The organism is Vibrio sp. 10N.247.310.23, from assembly GCF_041467155.1.
In the GTDB taxonomy this organism is placed as follows: Bacteria; Pseudomonadota; Gammaproteobacteria; order Enterobacterales; family Vibrionaceae; genus Vibrio; species Vibrio crassostreae_C.
In genome coordinates this window covers 139,421-157,069 of the sequence record NZ_JBFSTZ010000008.1, presented here as the reverse complement: position 1 = coordinate 157,069, position 17,649 = coordinate 139,421, and the positions used below count along the sequence as shown (strand labels likewise).

Annotated in this window: 12 protein-coding genes; 7 read left to right on the top strand and 5 right to left on the bottom strand. The window is 42.1% G+C overall.

Features of this window, described 5'->3' with window-relative positions:
• The first annotated feature begins 434 nt into the window (after window positions 1–434).
• Both AB6D93_RS08500 and AB6D93_RS08495 read left to right on the top strand, forming a co-directional pair.
• Window positions 435–1,046: a toxin-antitoxin system YwqK family antitoxin gene (locus AB6D93_RS08500; RefSeq protein ID WP_102332127.1), complete on the top strand. Its 612-nt coding sequence runs from the start codon at window positions 435–437 to the stop codon at window positions 1,044–1,046.
• A gap of 1,304 nt (window positions 1,047–2,350) precedes the next feature.
• Entirely contained in the window at window positions 2,351–3,064 is a 714-nt protein-coding gene (locus tag AB6D93_RS08495) for an oligogalacturonate-specific porin KdgM family protein (RefSeq protein ID WP_010438391.1), read from the top strand.
• Between the two features lie 134 nt (window positions 3,065–3,198).
• On the opposite strand, the gene AB6D93_RS08490 is transcribed toward AB6D93_RS08495, so the two are convergent.
• The 3 genes from AB6D93_RS08490 to AB6D93_RS08480 form a co-directional block, all read right to left on the bottom strand.
• Window positions 3,199–3,942: a 3'-5' exonuclease gene (locus tag AB6D93_RS08490; RefSeq protein WP_102332126.1), complete on the bottom strand. Its 744-nt coding sequence runs from the start codon at window positions 3,940–3,942 to the stop codon at window positions 3,199–3,201.
• Entirely contained in the window at window positions 3,942–5,804 is a 1,863-nt protein-coding gene (locus AB6D93_RS08485; protein ID WP_102332125.1) for a DUF294 nucleotidyltransferase-like domain-containing protein, read from the bottom strand. The genes AB6D93_RS08490 and AB6D93_RS08485 overlap by 1 nt, the downstream gene beginning before the upstream one ends.
• 278 nt (window positions 5,805–6,082) lie before the next feature.
• Window positions 6,083–6,802 (bottom strand): FadR/GntR family transcriptional regulator, encoded by a 720-nt coding sequence (locus tag AB6D93_RS08480; protein WP_017072471.1) that lies wholly within the window; start codon window positions 6,800–6,802, stop codon window positions 6,083–6,085.
• Window positions 6,803–7,144: 342 nt separating this feature from the next.
• Between AB6D93_RS08480 and AB6D93_RS08475 the strand changes: the two genes are divergently transcribed.
• From AB6D93_RS08475 to AB6D93_RS08465, 3 genes are all read left to right on the top strand, one after another.
• Window positions 7,145–7,921, top strand: coding sequence for an SDR family NAD(P)-dependent oxidoreductase (locus AB6D93_RS08475; RefSeq protein WP_102332124.1), 777 nt, complete (start codon window positions 7,145–7,147; stop codon window positions 7,919–7,921).
• Window positions 7,922–8,095: 174 nt separating this feature from the next.
• Entirely contained in the window at window positions 8,096–8,818 is a 723-nt protein-coding gene (locus tag AB6D93_RS08470; RefSeq protein ID WP_017063624.1) for a FadR/GntR family transcriptional regulator, read from the top strand.
• Between the two features lie 148 nt (window positions 8,819–8,966).
• Entirely contained in the window at window positions 8,967–10,334 is a 1,368-nt protein-coding gene (locus tag AB6D93_RS08465) for an MATE family efflux transporter (RefSeq protein ID WP_080582237.1), read from the top strand.
• 230 nt (window positions 10,335–10,564) lie between these two features.
• Here the strand turns inward: AB6D93_RS08465 and AB6D93_RS08460 are convergent, their stop codons facing one another.
• Window positions 10,565–11,602 (bottom strand): polysaccharide lyase family 7 protein, encoded by a 1,038-nt coding sequence (locus tag AB6D93_RS08460; RefSeq protein ID WP_102332123.1) that lies wholly within the window; start codon window positions 11,600–11,602, stop codon window positions 10,565–10,567.
• A gap of 538 nt (window positions 11,603–12,140) precedes the next feature.
• On the opposite strand from AB6D93_RS08460, the gene AB6D93_RS08455 reads away from it, so the two are divergent.
• Together AB6D93_RS08455 and AB6D93_RS08450 are read left to right on the top strand one after the other, a co-directional pair.
• Window positions 12,141–13,001 carry an oligogalacturonate-specific porin KdgM family protein gene (locus AB6D93_RS08455; RefSeq protein ID WP_102332122.1) on the top strand — a complete coding sequence of 287 codons (861 nt, stop codon included), beginning with the start codon at window positions 12,141–12,143 and terminating at the stop codon, window positions 12,999–13,001.
• A 189-nt stretch (window positions 13,002–13,190) separates the two neighbouring features.
• Entirely contained in the window at window positions 13,191–14,996 is a 1,806-nt protein-coding gene (locus tag AB6D93_RS08450; RefSeq protein WP_102332121.1) for a hypothetical protein, read from the top strand.
• A 691-nt stretch (window positions 14,997–15,687) separates the two neighbouring features.
• Here AB6D93_RS08450 and AB6D93_RS08445 read toward each other — a convergent pair.
• On the bottom strand, window positions 15,688–17,256 hold the full coding sequence (locus AB6D93_RS08445) for a polysaccharide lyase family 7 protein (RefSeq protein ID WP_102332120.1): 1,569 nt from the start codon (window positions 17,254–17,256) through the stop codon (window positions 15,688–15,690).
• Window positions 17,257–17,649 lie beyond the last annotated feature (393 nt).

Here is a 17,649-nt window from a genome sequence, read left to right as displayed (position 1 = left end):
CCAAATGCGTGACAATGATCTTACAGTCTGACACCCAATTAATCATACAAGTGATCGAGTTCAAAGTTGCACCACCTAGGAGCGCAATTCCTCAAGTCAGTGCAGTTATCCGCACTAAATTTCGACCAAAACCCCGAAAAATATGAACAAAGTCTCTAAAAATCGAAGATTAATCGTTAAAAACTATTATTCTTGACGATCAAAGCTTAAAGAAGAGCAGCAAAAATATCGTTAGATATAATTTATAAAAATGAATTAAACCAATATATTTGTAGTACAAATAAGATCGATAATTTGCTTTTAAAAGTTCCCTATATTAGGCAGCCAATAATGAAAACTTGAAAACCACTATTAGATACTGACAGGGATACACGGAAGTGAAATGCTTTTAACACACCCGTTACACTTTCCCCGTCCAATAAAAAGGTGTCATTATGAAGAAATACGTTCCAATCTTAATTGCTCTTAGTACGGTATCTTCTATGAGCTATGCAGCAACACCGCGTGAAGATGCTGTTGACTACTTACAGATGCGTAAAGGCGTGGCTTACCAAGTAAACCATTCAAAACCTTTCACTGGTCAATTTGAAGAGAAGTTCGATAACGGCCAAGTCGCGACCCAAGCTCAGTTTGCCGATGGCTTAGAACTTGGGCTAGAAACTAACTGGTATCCGAATGGCCAAGTCGCTTCTAAAGTGAATTACGTAAAAGGTGAACTGCAAGGCAAAGCTGAAACCTGGTATCCAAACGGACAGAAAAAAGCAGAACTCAATTATAGAGACAATGAACTATCAGGCACCGCCTCTCGCTGGTATCCCAATGGGGAACAAAGCTTGACAGCTGAATACAGCGACGGACAAAAAGATGGATTGGTAACGGACTACTACCCGAACGGTAATAAGGCCAGCCAAGCGAAGTTTGATGAAGGTGAAGTCGCGAACGGAAAACTTACTCGCTGGAATACTAACGGTGACAAAGTGGAAGAACTGACCTTTAAAGATCACAAAGTCACCTCTAAACAGGTGTGGATGCCTACAGAAAGCTAAGCCTCAAGAACAGCTCTCACGGAGCTCTTTGATATAACTAAACGCCTGCTGTTAAAGTTTGCAGCTACACGTCTGCAACTAAGAGACAAGAGAAGAGAAGAGAAGGGAAACGAACATTCATGTGATTAAGCGTGAATGTTCGTGGCTTTGATGCTGTAACAGACTCACTTGAGCGTGTTGTCATCAACCTAAAAGCCTATTCTTAAGCCGCGGTTTACACGCTTATTGAGCCGCACACGACTCTCTACTCAAATTTCAAATAAAAAAACGCTCATGTTGCCTGTATCAACATGAGCGCAAGGGTAGATCTTCGACTACCATCTCCTACCTTTCTAGATGAAAGCAGAAGTTATAATTAGAATAGTTGGGAGCAATAATCAAAATGCTCTTACAAGCACTTCAACGATTTCTTCTTTTTCATCAGTTTAGAGCGACTATATCCAATCGTTCTAACTCCGATCTCTATAGCAGGCTGTGTAACTGCCTTGCCTACTACACTTCAAACCTTTTTTGATTGAGGCTTTTTATCCCCTCACGGCAAATACATCGTACTTTTAGGTATGTTAACTTTTAGACTATCTTCGCTTTTAAACTATCTTCGCTTTTAAACAAAGCCTTAGCCCTAAAACCATCATCCCAATGCAGCTATGAACCATAAGTTCATCCATTCACGTCGGTAGTCACTTAAAACTAACCGACAGAATCACTACCTAAAACCATACAGATGCATGTGCACCTGTTTAACGTACTGACGATATGAGTTGCCACATAAAGTTAGTAAATAATAATGTATTACAAATAAAAATGACAACTAAAGATTCAATTTTTTGCTGTAGCGCACATTTATTGATAGACAAAACTCAGAAAATCAACATAACCTGAAAAATAACCATTAAAAAACAAAGGCTTAATTCAAACCCTAACTTTGTAACCCTTTGTAAATAGTGGTTTTATCATGACAACACGATCTAATTCACAGAACCTCACCATTCTAATCGCTAGCATATTTGTAGTATTTTAATTCAAAAGAAAGAGTAACCCTACACACGAAAACAAACGTCATCGCATTGAGCGTATAACTCCGCTTTACCTAAAAGCCGGCGTTGCTAGGGAAAACCCTGAATGGTGAAACTGGCAACTTAGACAGACTTTAGCAAGTTCACAATGAAAAAGAACTTAGCGGAAATATGGGCTCAGCGCGACGTAGAACGACTTTACCCAAAACTTTAATCCCAATACAACAAAGGGCTCAACGTTGGTCCTTTATTAACCATTTTTTATTTAGATACAGTGGAAACAATAAAATGATAAAAACGAATAAAGTAACGCTTGCAGTATTAGCAACTCTTTTTGCAGGCAGCGTGTCTGCGGCATCACTAGATTTTCGTGAAGAGTACAAGCACGATTCGGAAGAATGGGCTGGTCGAGTGAAAATTGGTGGTAGCACAGGTAATCATTACTACGGCGTAGAAATGAAGCACAAGGGTAACCTAAGCGAACTTCAACGTGGTGATAACGAATTTGAATACGGCTACCACTTCAAATTCGATAACAACTGGCGTGTAACAACTTCAATGCCGATTACTTTCGGTGATGAAGCGGTAACTTACAAACCGCAAGTACGTGTTCAATACAAATTTGATTCAGGTGTAACAACGAAACTTCGTTACCGCCATGAGTTCCGCAATTATGCATCAGGTAAAACTTCAACAGGCCTTGATGGTAAGCAACACGACTCATTAAATGCCGGTAAAATTACGGGTAATATCGATTACAACTGGAACGCTTGGCAGTTTGGCTTTGAAGCAAACTACAAAGAAGATTTCTTTAATGACGAATGGAAAATGGGTAACAACGGCGAGTACGAGTGGGACTACAACATGAAGATCGGCTACAAAGAAGCAGATTGGAGCTGGCGCCCATACGTAGAATTTGGCAACGTTCAATGTACAAGTGATACGGTGTGTGACTCAAGCCGTCAACTACGTAGCCGTGTAGGTATTACTTACAGCTTCTAATCGATAGCTACATGAATAATCTAAGATAATTACTGTCCTAATTTTCTAAGACCTAAACAAAAGCCAGCTTAATCGCTGGCTTTTTTTCCTTTAAAATCAGTAAAATAAGAGCCGCGCACTTGCAGCTCTTTTTCCTAGTGACTAATCCGATAGAGAAAGGCAACGGTCACATTATCGTTAGGCACAACTCGCTTCTGCTGAGCCAAAAACAATTCCGCTGTCGAAACGGCATCGGCTAATGCATTGTGGCTGTTGTACTCAGGAAGCCCGTACCTTTCGCGAGTCCCTGCCAAGGTTAAATCGACTTCTTCATGATTGCTGATCGCTTTCTCCATGCTTTTCTCAATACACAAGGTATCAAGCCAAAGCAGAGGAATCGCTCTTAAACCGTAGCAGCGAAGAATGTATTGGCTAATGAACTTCTCTTCGACTACACACGCGTGCGCGACGATAATCTTGCCTTTCGCTGCTTCGAAGAAAGCGAGCATCGCATCATGAATAGATGCGCCCTCTTCCAGCATCTGTGGTGTGATGTGGTTAATCACCGCAGTTTCAGCGTTAATCTGAGAATCATTGTTCAGGTAGATATGCTTGGCAGAAGCCAAATCGATTCGTCCTTTCACCACATCGACCCATCCCATAGACAAGATAAGATCTTGTTCGCTGTCTAAGCCTGTGGTTTCGAGATCCAACACGATATAGTCGCTGTCTTTGGCCAAATCCGTCATTTCAGGACAAGGCTGTTCTACCAGATCATGTAACGCTTCTGGCAGCTTAACCGTACCCAAATATTGCTTACGCTTGCGTTTAATTCGTTCAAGCGGGTGAAAATAGTTTAGCATTCGTTTTAAACATTTATTAGTTGAACATAGCTTCATTAACGTGCTCCGAAACGAATTTTCGCCGCTTCTTGAAGGTCAGCAATGATCCTAAAGGCATCTTTCAAGTGTTTACGCTCAAAGCTACCAAAGCTATCTGGGTTGATGTTGTTGTCAGGCACATCCCCGTTCTTCAGCGCTTCAAGTTGATGGCCAAAACGGAAAGAGAGAATGAACTGGTAAGCACCCAGAATGTTCTTGAATGCATCGTCGCTCAGCATGCCTTTTTCATTGGCAGCAGCGAAACGTTCGTCAGTCGCCGACAAATCGCACTCCACAGCAAGGCCATAAATACGCGCTAAGTCGATAATCAAGTTGATCGCGTACTTCTTCACGTTCAACGTTTTCTTATTCTCACCTGACTTCTCTAGCACTAAGCTATTGAAGATGCCAAGTGGCGGGTTGGTATTGACCGCGTCTTTCACTAGCGTGCTTAAAAACTCACGGTTACCGCGAATATTGCTATGCAGCTCATCGCGCAGAATACCTTCGAACTCACTGTTGCCGTAGATAGTACGAATTTCTAGGAACACACTGATATTAAGCAAGCGTTCGTACTCTGGGTTAGCCACCCACTTCTTGTAGTAGTGCTTCCATACACTGAGTGGCTGACACCATTTTGGCGTCGCAGCCATGAATTTACCTGGACATAATGGGTAGTGACAGCTTGCTAAGCCGTTGGTCACCATCATCGATAAGTGTTTGAAGTAAATACGGTCACTGTCGGTTGCATCGTCAGCAAGAACAATCGCGCTGTCTTGGTCCGACAACATATGCACTTCATTACGTGCGTGCGATCCGGCTACGATCCAAGAGAAATCACACGGTGGTGGGCCTAACTTATCAATCGCTATTTGAATCAATCGACGGGTGTAGGCGTCCATAATCATGGTCATTACCTTGCCGACGGTTTCAGGCGCCACTTTACCTTCCACCAGCGCTTCAAAAATAGCTTGTCGCTCTGAGGTGAACGAAGACATGGTTTTCACGCTGCCCGCGTATTTGATTTTCTCGATCAAGAATATCGCTTGAACACGGTGGTTTTGAACCAAATGAGACGTAGTAAGAAGACCAACGACCTTATTCTCTTTCACAACGGGCAAGTTACGGATATTAAATTGCATCATGATAGAGGCCGCATGCAGCACCAGATCATCCGGTTTTACAGTAAGTGGAGAGTGCGTCATTACCTCTGAGATCAGGCTATCAGTACTCACGCCGTGGGCAATCACTCGCTTAGTCATGTCTCGGTCGGTGATCAAACCAACAATGGTTTCACCTTCATAGATCACGGCACACGGTGAGCGTTGATGAAGCATTTCAACCGCAACCGACTGGATGGTTTGCTCAGACTTAACAATTGCCACCTGCCCGCTTGCCACTTCCTCAACTTTACGAATGAACAGGCCTTTCTCTTTATTCGACCAGACCACATCCAGTGCCGACTTCAAGCGAACCTGCGCCTGTGAAGCAAAGTGTTCTGCGCAACTTGGAAAGGCTTTGAAAAGCGTTTGAAGTGCCGAGTGTGGAATCACATAAAGTAAGGTGTTTTCGATTGAGACAGCTCTATAGCCTTTTTCGTCGTTGACTTCAGAATCTAAGAACGTAAAGCCAAACAAATCTTCACTGCCTAGACGGGCACGAAGCACACCATCCGATTTTCGTTGCTCCATAGAGCCCGTTCGAATGATATAGAGCGATTTTTCCTTCCCAGACTCACACAAATCGACCACATCTCCCTTGCCGAGATAAGTAATTTGCACGTTAGAGGCAAGTTCGCGAAGTGCTTGTTTAGGGATTTTATCGAATGGGTCGATTTGACCTATGAATTGAAGAATATTTGGCAGTAGAGACTGGGGCATAATCACACTCACAATAATTTAATTAGTATTATTATATAACTTAAAATACTGGTTACTAGTGCTTTTAACGAAACAGCAAATAATAGATTAAATATTGGACACCAGTCAGGTTTTCATCAAATTTGGATGCAAAAAAAGCACGTATGGAACGTGCTTTTTAGAGGTCACTGCTGAAATTAGCTTTTGAATAACCGTAATTTTAACTTTGACTACCCTAGTTTTACGAGAATGCCCTCTCGAATGCAAAACGATCAAAGCTAAAATAACAGTGAAAACAATTAACTAGCGGCTGGTAATCTGTGGTTTGTTTCTAACAGGTGACTTGCTGACGCGTGGCGTGCTTTGTCACTATTACCTGCCATGATTGCTTCATAAATCTGGCGGTGTTCGTTAATACAAGTACTTCCCTCTTCAGAAGAGTGAGAAATAAAGTTAACAAACATGGTCGTTAAGATGTTACCAAATGGAAGATAGAAGTCGTTACCTGTTGCATTGAAGATCAGGCTATGGAACTTCATGTCGATATCTAGCCAACGCTCTTGATCAAGCGTTTCTTCGCTAGAAATTTCTACCATTTGTTGGAAAATACCAGACAGCTCAATGCGTTGTTCTGCACTCGCGAACTGAGCAGCTAAAGCACACGCTTCTGGTTCAATCGCGCGGCGTAAACCCAAAAACTGATGACAGAATTGGTCTGTATCGGCCAAACCGTCCATCCATTCGATCAATTGTGGATCTAAGAAGTTCCAGAATGCACGGTCAACAACGCGAGTACCGATCTTAGGACGAGATTCTAATAGGCCTTTTGAAGTCAGAAGCTTAACCGCTTCTCTTAATGCTGTTCTACTGATACCAAATTGCTCACACAGAGCCATCTCACCAGGGATAATAGAACCTTGAGGCAAATTGCCCGACAAAATACCACGGGCGATTTCACGTGCAACTTGCACATGAAGGCTTCGCTTAGAGCCTGAAATAGAATTGAAAGAGCCAGCCATGTGTCTACTTACCGATTAGATATGTATTATTTAACTCGGACTATAGCACTGATTTATATCTTCACCAACACAGCATCAGAATAACGTGAGGTCACTACCAGTAAAGGTTGGAGCAATATTTCACAAACCTGCTCATCTTTAGGTTTATAAAACCAATTCAACCTATTAATTCATACAAATAGTTCTCATTTACTATTTCAATGTATGCGTGAACTCACAAAACCACCCTTACTCTCACTATTTATGTCGGTAATAACCCGTTTTTAGATAAACACCCTTGAATATAGCAAGTGTTATTGTATGATTTATTGGCGTGAATAATCTACAATATAGGCGGCTCTGATGTTTAACGATTTAAAAGGCAAACGCATTCTAATTACTGGCTCTACTGCTGGTATGGGTTTAGCTACCGCACGTGTCTTTGCAAAATACGGCGCAAAAATCGGCATCAATAGTCGTGCTTTCAGCCCAAAAGTCGATGACGTTCTATCTGAACTTACCGCACTGGGTGGCGATGTTGCCTTTTTTCCTGCAAACCTAATGGACACATTAGAGTGCGAAAGGTTAGTCAAAGAGTTCACTGATCATTTTGGTGGCATGGACGTGTTGATTAACAACGCCGGTGGCCTTGGTGGTCGCGCCAATCTAGAAAATATCGATGATGAGTTTTATGAGCGCGTAATGAACCTTAATGTTCGCTCTGCGCTGATGACAACCAAGTTCTCTATTCCTCACTTACGTGCGTCTGCCGCAGAGTCTGGCCAAACATCGAGTGTTATTAGCACGGGTTCGATTGCCGCTCGTGAAGGTGGTGGTGTGGGTGCTGGTGTATATGCCGCATCGAAAGCTTGGTTACACGATATCCATCGGAACTGGGTAAAAGAATTTGCTAAAGACAATATCCGTTTCAACATAGTTTCACCAGGCACTATCGATACCGCATTTCATGACGGCAAAAGCGATGAGCTAAAGTCGACCATTGCTAGCAATATCCCTATGGGTCGCTTTGGCAGTATTGAAGAAGTAGCACCTACTTTTGCTTTCTTTGCCTCACATGCTTGCAGCGGTTACATCACAGGTCAAATCCTAGATGTTAACGGCGGACAAATAACGCCCTAGTTAGCTGGTTTATATAAGCTCACTCAGCGATTTAAGTTCGCCACACTATATAAGGTTAACAGACCCGAGTAGATGAGGGAAAACCTCACACTAAATTCGACGTATACACTGACACTAAACACCAGATTCGTCTGGCTTTTAGTGTTTTCAAAGTTTCAATTTCAGGTGGTTTAAATGTCAATATTTACATTGGTGGAAGATTCAAGCCGCCGAATTCATGTTCAAGTGGCGAGACAAATTGCTCGCAAGATCTTATCAGGCGAGTTAGAAGAAAATCAAAAGTTACCCAGCGAAATGGAGCTGTGCGAAATCTTTGGAGTGAGCAGAACTGCCCTTCGAGAATCAACTAAGCTACTTTCGGCAAAAGGTTTAATCGAGTCGAAGCCAAAAGTGGGCACTCGTATCAAACCGAGAACACAGTGGCACTTCTTGGACCCGCAATTGCTGTACTGGATCCAAGATTTAGAAGATACTAAACCCTTCTTGTCTCAATTTTTAGGCTTAAGAAAAGCGATTGACCCGGAAGCGTGTGCGCTCGCTGCAACCAATGCAACTGTAGAGCAACGCAAAGAGCTTTCGATTCTTTTCCAGAAAATGACCATCGCAGCAAATAGCTTCGATTATGAAGAGTGGACGACCAACGATCACCTGTTTCACCAAACGATTTTCTTATCGACAGGTAATCAATTTTACATTCCATTCGCGAACATTCTGTCGACTATCTTCAAGCAGTTTATCGACCACTCCGCTGAAGGCGGTCGCTTCTGTTTAGAAGAACACAAAGCGATTTACGACGCAATAATGTCTGGCGATGCCAAGCAAGCTCGAATTGCTTCTCAAGTCCTGCTAGACGATGAGAACCAAAAGCTCTCTAGGGTTGAATTAGCCATCGCATAACCGAGATTAACCAAACTGACTTGTTTTTCAAAGACACAAGTCAGTCTTGTTTTAGCACCCATTTTTTAACCATCAACTACCGTAGTGTTTTCTTCTTTAAACGCTCTACTCCGCCACCTCAGAGAAAGCTTACGGTTATACACATAAGGTGTTGTTTGTGTCTTCACAATCGTACGTAAGGAAAAATTTCTCTCTCGCCTGGCCCCTCGCCTTAAACGGTATCTTGATGCAGTCGATGTTGATGATCGACACACTGCTTGTCTCTCCTCTTGGTGAAATCCCTTTAGCTGCAATGGGGATTGCGACGACTATCGTTGCCTTTGTACTGGGAATTCAAATGGCGCTGGCAAACGGTACTCAGTTAGTATTAAGCCGCGCAGTGGGCTCTGGCATCGCCGCATCATTATCTAAAGCATTTTGGGCAGGGTTATTTATCAACCTTGGCGTAGCAACACTATTTTGGCTTCTACTTACTTTTTTCGAACAACCCTTGATTCAAGCTTTAACAGATGACGCTTCCCTTCACTTAGAAATCAGCCGCTATCTAGACATCTCGAAATACATCGTTATTTTTACCGCGTTAACGCAGGTGATCATTGCTTTATTTAATGCGCTAGGCAGAACTAAAGTCCCATTCAAAGGTTACTTAATTGAACTGCCTATCAATGCTGTACTCTCATATGTGCTGATTCATGGTTTTTCTAATTTTGAAGGGATTGGAGTACAAGGCGCTGCATTAGGCAGCATTATTGCAATAACGATCCGCTTGCTGTATTTGGTTTTGTGCGTGCATTTAAGCTCAGCGATTTCACTCAAATTAGACGCTCAGCGCTCTGAATTCTTTACCAACGTTCGCCGTCACTTTATCGAAATATTCCCTGTAGCAGCGAACGTGACCATGCTTTTGATTGGCGCAACGATATATCAATTGTTGTATTCGCAACTTAACATCAACGCTTACGTAGCGATTACTTTGGTGATGCCTTGGATTAGGGCTGTCTCTCAATTTATTACCGCTTGGGCTCACTCTTCCGCAATTACTATCAGCCAAGCGATTGGCTCTAAAAAGATGGATGACCTAGTCAAAAACGTCGATACCAGTATTGATATTGCGGTCGTCATTTCTTTTGTGTGTGCAATCTTGTTCGCAGGATTAAGTCTGGTCATTGGTGACATTTACCCGAACTTGGATGAGTCTACCTATCAAGCATTGGCCGTTATCGCCCCACTCTACATCTTCTTGCCGATTGTCCGTGGCTACAACACGGTTCATGGGAATGTATTAAGAGCACTAGGAAAAACGACCGCAGTCTTCAAAATCAACTTTACTGGTCAATGGGTAATTTCAATTCCATTGTGTGCATTGATCATCTTTGGTTTAGATGGCTCTATCTTTTGGGCCTTTGCTATCCAACCATTCGAAGAAGTCGTTAAAGCTTTCCCATTCCGTCACTTAGCTCGAAAGTCTCTAAAGGAGTTTGATGCCGACAAAGCTAAAGAGTTGATGTATGACTAAGTCCGGTATCGAGTCGCCGTCCTAAAATCTTTCTACGCTTTCTGATTACAACCTTGTCTTTTGACAAGGTTGTATTGTTTCAGCTGTACCGTTCATTGGTAAGCTTCATTGTACTCTCGCTGATACCCGGCTCATCTTAAATCTCATAGAAAACAAAAAGACCACTCAACATTCGGTTCAGTGGTCTTCGAAAACATTCCTTAAGGCCTGTTTCTAACTAGCCTTATGTACTATTTGCCGTTCAACTTTAGTGCCGAGAAAGTCACACTGTTATAGTCGCCATTCTTTTTATCGACAGCGAAATCGCCAGTACCGCCACAACCTGGCCCCCATACAGGGTGAGAATCGCTCACGCTACATTGGCCGTATGCGCCCGCTTTGTAATAGAAATCATCTTCAGCATAACCCGTTGGTGAATCAAGCTCATCAATACCCTTGCTCAGATCGATTTCATACTTAACCGTATCGTGACGTTCTGTTTCAAACGTTAGGTACATCATGGTGCCTTTCACTTCCACTTTGTAGCTAAACTCTTCACCAAGAGCAATGCCTGCTTCACCCGGTTCCGCTGGGTTTTCCCAAGTGTTACCCCAAACAGGGTAAGCTATATCGGCACGGTTAGGATCTTTTTTCTCTAGGTTACGCTCATAGTTCCAAAATACTGAACCCATTTCTTGGTCAGGAAACTTCTTATAGAAGATCTTTAGTGGTTCATTACCATGCCCATAACCGGTTCCAGCTTTGATTAGCTCGTTGTGTTTTTTAGCATGAATCTGACCAACAACCACCGAGTGAGCTGGGTACTTTTCTGGGAACTTAGCGTTAACTGAGACGTGATTAACTTTTAATGTCGCTTCTAATGTTCCGCCAACAGCACTGTATTCACTAGCCGCTGGGTGACTCGACAGTGCCCACTGGTTTCCTTTATCAGCCGTATCGATAGAGAAATCTGCGCCTCTTGGCATTTGTCGTAATTCAGAACGCGCATTCTTCGAGTTTTTCGTCGTAATCGCTTGGTTCTGCACTTCAAATACAAGGTTGCCGTCTTTATCAAGATGGAAGAAATCACTATGTGAGTAGCTCATCATGGCTACCCCTTCTATTTCATCAACACGACCATCTTCATTAATATCTGAAGGTATGGTTATTTTCCAATTATGCATATCGAATTTATCGGCAGGTACGGGGGAAGAAACACCGTTATTTGCGAAAGTAACCATTGGTACAGTCGCTAATAGCGCCACTGCTAATATGTTTTTCTTAAACATGACTCATCCTTTATTGTTAACAGATACCGAGTACACACTCAGTACAGAAACCACTTTTGAACACGAATTAGTACTAAATATTTTCTCTTCGACTTAAATAAGCCAACCGATAAATAGAATTTACATTTAGCCATTTTGTAACTTTTATTAAACATCTGGCTATGGTTTATATTTATGCCTCTCAACATGCTCCCTATGTTTAAGCCACGATGGTTAAAATCATCATTATTAACATATAGAAACACTTAATATTTGTATTATTTTAACACATGCAAAAAAGTGAGTTTCTAAGGTTTGTGAATATGAGAAGTACGTCATGATTGATTTAATACACAAGCCCTAAATTGAGATATTCATAACATTTAGCTATATATTTGGGCCATTAGTCAGAACTTTTTGATAGATCTCACAGAAATCTGACTCAATAATAAATACCATATTTGTCATACATTAATTTAATACCATGTAAGGTATTGGTTTGTGAGCCACGGGTACATTGGATGTATCCAGAATAAAAAAATAATAGTGAGACAAAGGTATGAATTCTGTTACAAAAATTTCTGCAGCTGTTGCATGTACTCTTTTAGCGGGCACAGCTACTGGTGCATCTCTTGATTATCGTTACGAGTATCGTGCTGCGACGGATTATACAAAAACAAATGGCGACACGGCTCACGTAGACGCTCGCCATCAACACCGAGTGAAGTTAGGTGAAAGCTTTAAACTGTCAGATAAGTGGAAGCACTCAACGGGCCTTGAAGTTAAATTCCATACTGACGATTCTTACTACGACGCAGATTCTGGCGAAGTTAAATCAGCAAACAGTAGAAGCTTCTATGACGGCAATTGGTATATTTACGGTATGGAAGTAGAAAATACAGCAACTTACAAAGTCGATAACAACTGGTATCTACAAGTTGGTATGCCGATCGCTTGGGACTGGGATGAGCCGAACTACAACGGCGGTGACTGGAAGATGAAAAAAGTCACTTACAAACCTCAGTTCCGCGTTGGCTATAAAGCAGACATGGGTTTAACGACCGCAATTCGTTACCGTCATGAATATGCTGATTTCCGCAACCACACACAATTTGGTGACAAAGATTCTGAAACTGGCGAGCGTTTAGAATCAGCTCAAAAGTCTAAAGTTACACTGACGGGTTCTTACAAAATTGAATCTCTACCTAAGCTTGGCCTTTCTTACGAAGCAAACTATGTAAAATCTTTGGATAACGTACTTCTTTATAATAGTGATGACTGGGAATGGGATGCTGGCTTAAAAGTAAACTACAAGTTCGGTTCTTGGAAACCTTTTGCTGAGATTTGGTCTTCTGATATCAGCTCATCTTCTAAAGATCGCGAAGCAAAATACCGTGTTGGTGTTGCTTACTCATTCTAATTAGAAATAGTCAATTTATAAAACACCCTCTCCTCTTGTAAATTTTTGGGGCATATTTTAAGCACTTTATTTAAATAATAGGATGTTCTAATTAACGTTAGTTTCATCCTAATAAATATTTAACGACTATTCATTATCTACTTCTTATGTGATTTACATATGGATTTAATATCATAAAGAGAATATTTTATGCAGATTTCTAAAGTCGCTACAGCTGTTGCTCTTTCGACAGGTTTATTATTCGGTTGTAACAGTGATGGTTTACCTATCCCGACCGATGGTTCTACTGATCCAGGTAACCAACCTTCAGCATTAACTACGGGTTACTGGCAAATCAGTGATGGTAACTCCGCTTCAATATCCGCGTCATCAAATGCTGATCTACCAAATGTTTATGTTTTCCAAGAAGATGGCAATCATAAATACTATGACGATGATGATGACTTAGGTACTTACACGATTAAAGATGCAAGTGCTTCTACTAATAATTATGATGAAGAAGCCGGTACGGTCTCTTTCACATATTATGAAACAGGCACATCAACGATCGAAATTCTAGATGGTGTTTTTTCTTTCGATGACGCTGGTGCTCTGAATATTTCAGATAACACCACTGGCATAGACTACTCTGGTTCAGACCAAACTGCGACTGACGCCGTACAAGAAGCTATCAGTGAAGCCAATAAAGCAAATGGTATCAATGGCTACGTTCAAATCTTGGACACCAACAATGGCGGTGTAAAGAATGATGTGGGTGAACTACGTTTGAAATTGTCTGACAGCAGCACAGGGGCAACAGTAGACAGTATCGCATCAGGAAAGGTAACCGTTGACTTAATCTACCAAGTAGATGAAGACACCGAGCAAGAAGCGAATGGTTCAGGTAACAACGCTTATATTAGTCTCTACGCTTCTGGTACTTCTAACACTAATTTACACGGCGAAGTTATTTTTAATGCTGGAGAAATTTTCTACCGTTCCACGGTTACCGATAGTAGCGGTAAACCTCAAATTCCTGATGAGCCTGTAGGCACTTACACTTTAGGTGAAGATCTCGCGGTTGAAATCAGTTGGGCGAGCGGTTACTACACATTCAAAGTCAATGACACTGTATACGACAATAGCGGCAACGGTTTTGAGGCTTTCGACAAAGCTGCCGTTACTATCGTGTCATTGAAGCTTGGTGATACTTCTAACACAACACACTACGAGTTAAACGCTGACAACTTTAAAGTTTATTCGAATGACACAGCTTCTGATGAGCTAGTGTTTGAAGATAACTTTAACAATTACCCGAATGGCCAAGCGCTATCAGGTAATCCGTACAACAACAATACTGCGGAAGCGACAGTTGTTGTTGATGGCGGCAATACTGAGCCTGACCCAGATCCAACGGACAACCAGGTGGCGGCTATTACTGATACGGATACTAGCGATACTGGCGAATTACGTTACAAGTTTGATTCAGGCATGACGACGGGTACACATAAAGTTTCGATGTACTATGATGCTGCTGAAACTGAGTCTGCATATGTTTCTTTATTTGATTCAGCTAACTCTACCAGTTCATTAATCGGAGAATTCAAAATTGATGAAGGGAAGGTCACACTCCGTGGTGAAAGCACTCAAGTCACGACATTCACTCCAGGTACATGGATTGACCTAGAGATGTCTTGGGACACATCAAGCTTGAGCGCTGCTGGTACTTACACCGTGAAAGTCAATGGTACAGAGTATGGTCCTTATACATCACAAAACACTAATCCAGGTGTGGAAGTCACTGCGACAACCATTAAGTTCTCATCAAACAGTGGAACAGCGGATACGACTTTATACGTCGACGACTACAAGGTTTATTCCGATACAGCAGGCACGACTGAAATTTTTTCTGATGACTACGAGAACTACAGTATTGGCGCAGATTTAAGTGCATCGCCATACAACTCAAGTACATTCTCTGCAGTTGTTGCTGAAGATCCTCTGAATGCTGAGTAGTCAGTTTAGTTAACTTAAAACTCTGTCAAAAATGCCGTCTTAGTGACGGCATTTTTATTTCCATTCAACTTCACTAAATCATTCATTTGGCAAAACTAACTCGCAAATAGCCCACTGACACTCTCCTTTAAGAGACTTGCCAATTCATGACAAATTCAAACCTCGAAAGCTCATCAATCGCCGCGTTGACTTCTCAATGTCATCAAGTATTTATGTTGCTTTGGTACATGTCACTTTTAACCAAGGCTAGAAATGGCTCTGTATAATCCTGTTGCAACTGCAAACTCCTCCCTACATCGAAACCAAGAAAACTAACCTGTTTACATAGGGTTAGGATTAATCACGTTCTAAAAACCAACCTTAAACACCTAGCCATGAGTGGTTGAGAATACTTCATGTGTAAATACAAGCTCGTACGAGCGACCTAAGCTTATCGTTCCCAGTATCATTGCATGTAACCGCTATTTACTAAGATAGGCACGTGAGGCGAATGGGAAGCTGTATTGAAGATTGAGCAAAGGATAGGGAGGCAAATTTAGAACTGAGCACCAAGGCCAACCACTAGCCCTCTACTTGATCTATTTAACGGCCTAATATTTCCTCTACCTAAACAGCAAGCACAAAAAAGCCTCCAAACCCTGAGGCTGGAGGCTATTGCGATAACTTAAATATTAAGTGTTATTCGATCAGATTACTTTTGGTATTGATCGTGCGATACGTCTAGCTGGTAGAAAGTCGCTTGTGAGTAATCGTCTAGGTCGCCGCTGATGTTTTGGTTGTAAACACCTGCTTTGAAGTACATGTACTTGCCGCCTACGTCGTAACCGCTGTTGCTCATATCAACCACTTGTACAACGTCGTCTTTGCCTTCACGCATTAACGTTACAGTCATCGTGTTGCCTTTAACGTCAATACGGTAGCTGAACACTTCGCCAAGTGCGATACCATCGTCACCCACTTCAGCCGTCATGTCGCCCACTAGAGGGTAGAAGTCCTCTTTAGTTGCATCTTGGCTTTCGTGTGCGAAGTAAACCGCACCCGTTGCTTGGTTTGGCAGTTTACGGTAGTACAAACGAATTGGTTCATCGTTTTGATCGTGAATCTGACCAATGATAAAGCGGCCTACTTCGTTCGCATTACCTGTTGTTGTTGCGTGATCGATTTTCAACGTTGCTTCTAAAACGCCATCAATACCAGCAGCAGCTTCTAAGTCAGACTCAGGTGCGCTTGAGAATACCCAGTTGTTCTTGTTAACACCTTTAGTGCTAATAGACTGGTCACCACGGCGCATCATTTCGCGAAGCTCTGTACGCGCATACTTAGTATTTTTAGAGGTACGAACACCTTTCACGTAAGACTTGAAGACTAGACCACCATCGTCAGCTGTGTAGAAGATCTCTGGGTGTTGGTAACCGTTTGCAAGGTTCCACTCAGAAACATCATCAGGCTTACCGTTTTTGTCATGGTCGAATGGTTGAGATAGGTACCAATGCGTCATGTCAAAGTTTTCGCTTGGCGCGTTACCTGCAACTGGTGTCGCTGGCAGGCCTGTCGGAACTGGCAGTGCACTGCGTGTGTCACATTCAACTGAGGTCTCACAAGGGTAAACCGCTGCTACACCAAAGTTACCTGAACGAAGATCTTTGCGCGCATCTTTACGTGCTTTTTCCACTGCTTTCATTTCAGCGATCATTGCCGCTTCTGCAGCTACTACGTCTGAAGTAATGATATGGCTAGCGGGACAAGCGTTAATGTTACAGTTAACCGCAGCTAACCCTGTCACACTGTTCCAACCATTTTTGGTGTTACCGTGACCAACGTATCTTACGTAGCGCGCTTGCACTGCTGGCTCGAATTGGAAACGCTCTAGGCCGATCGCTTTACCTGAGCTCAGTTGGTTTTCAAGTACGGTTGTCCAGTTTTCGCCATCGACACTTACTTGAATATCAAATTTAGACTGGCGCTCGTTACCTTTGCTGAAAGATGCTTGAACCGCATCAAATTCTTGTACTGAACCATAGTCTAGTGTTGCCCACTCACCGTCACCCGCAGATGACCAACGTGTTGTTAGGTCTTGGTCAATGAGACGATCAGGTCCGTTACCATCATGGCTACTAGCGGCAACAGCAACTGGCGTCAGAAGCGCTTCACCAGTTTCTTTGTTATTTGGGAAATCAACAGTCGGTGTGCTCGTGCTCGCACAACCAACTGCAAGTAAAATAGAAGAAGCGAGTAAGGTTTTTAGAGTAATTTGTTTCATATCTAATCCATTATTATAATACAAAGACAGCGTTCGTAAGTGAAAGATAAATTGGCAAACACGAGCTATAAGGCGTTTTCTCTCTCAGTATTTGCGATAACACAAAAATATTACGTAATCTTATAATACAAATAAAACACTTCGTTGAATAAATGAGACTGGGAACACTTTTCGCTTTTTCCATACTTTAACTGGATCACACTTCCTATTGATAAAAGACAATATATAAGAATTGAGAATACGAAATGAGATAGCAAGGCCAGAACAAGCGAGCTGTAATCGTGTGTATTTTCAGGGTTCGGGCAAAATATTTGTCCTTCCAAACACATCACTGTAAGTGTCCAAAAACAAAAATGACCACATTGTAGGTATCAATATGGTCTTCCTCATTAC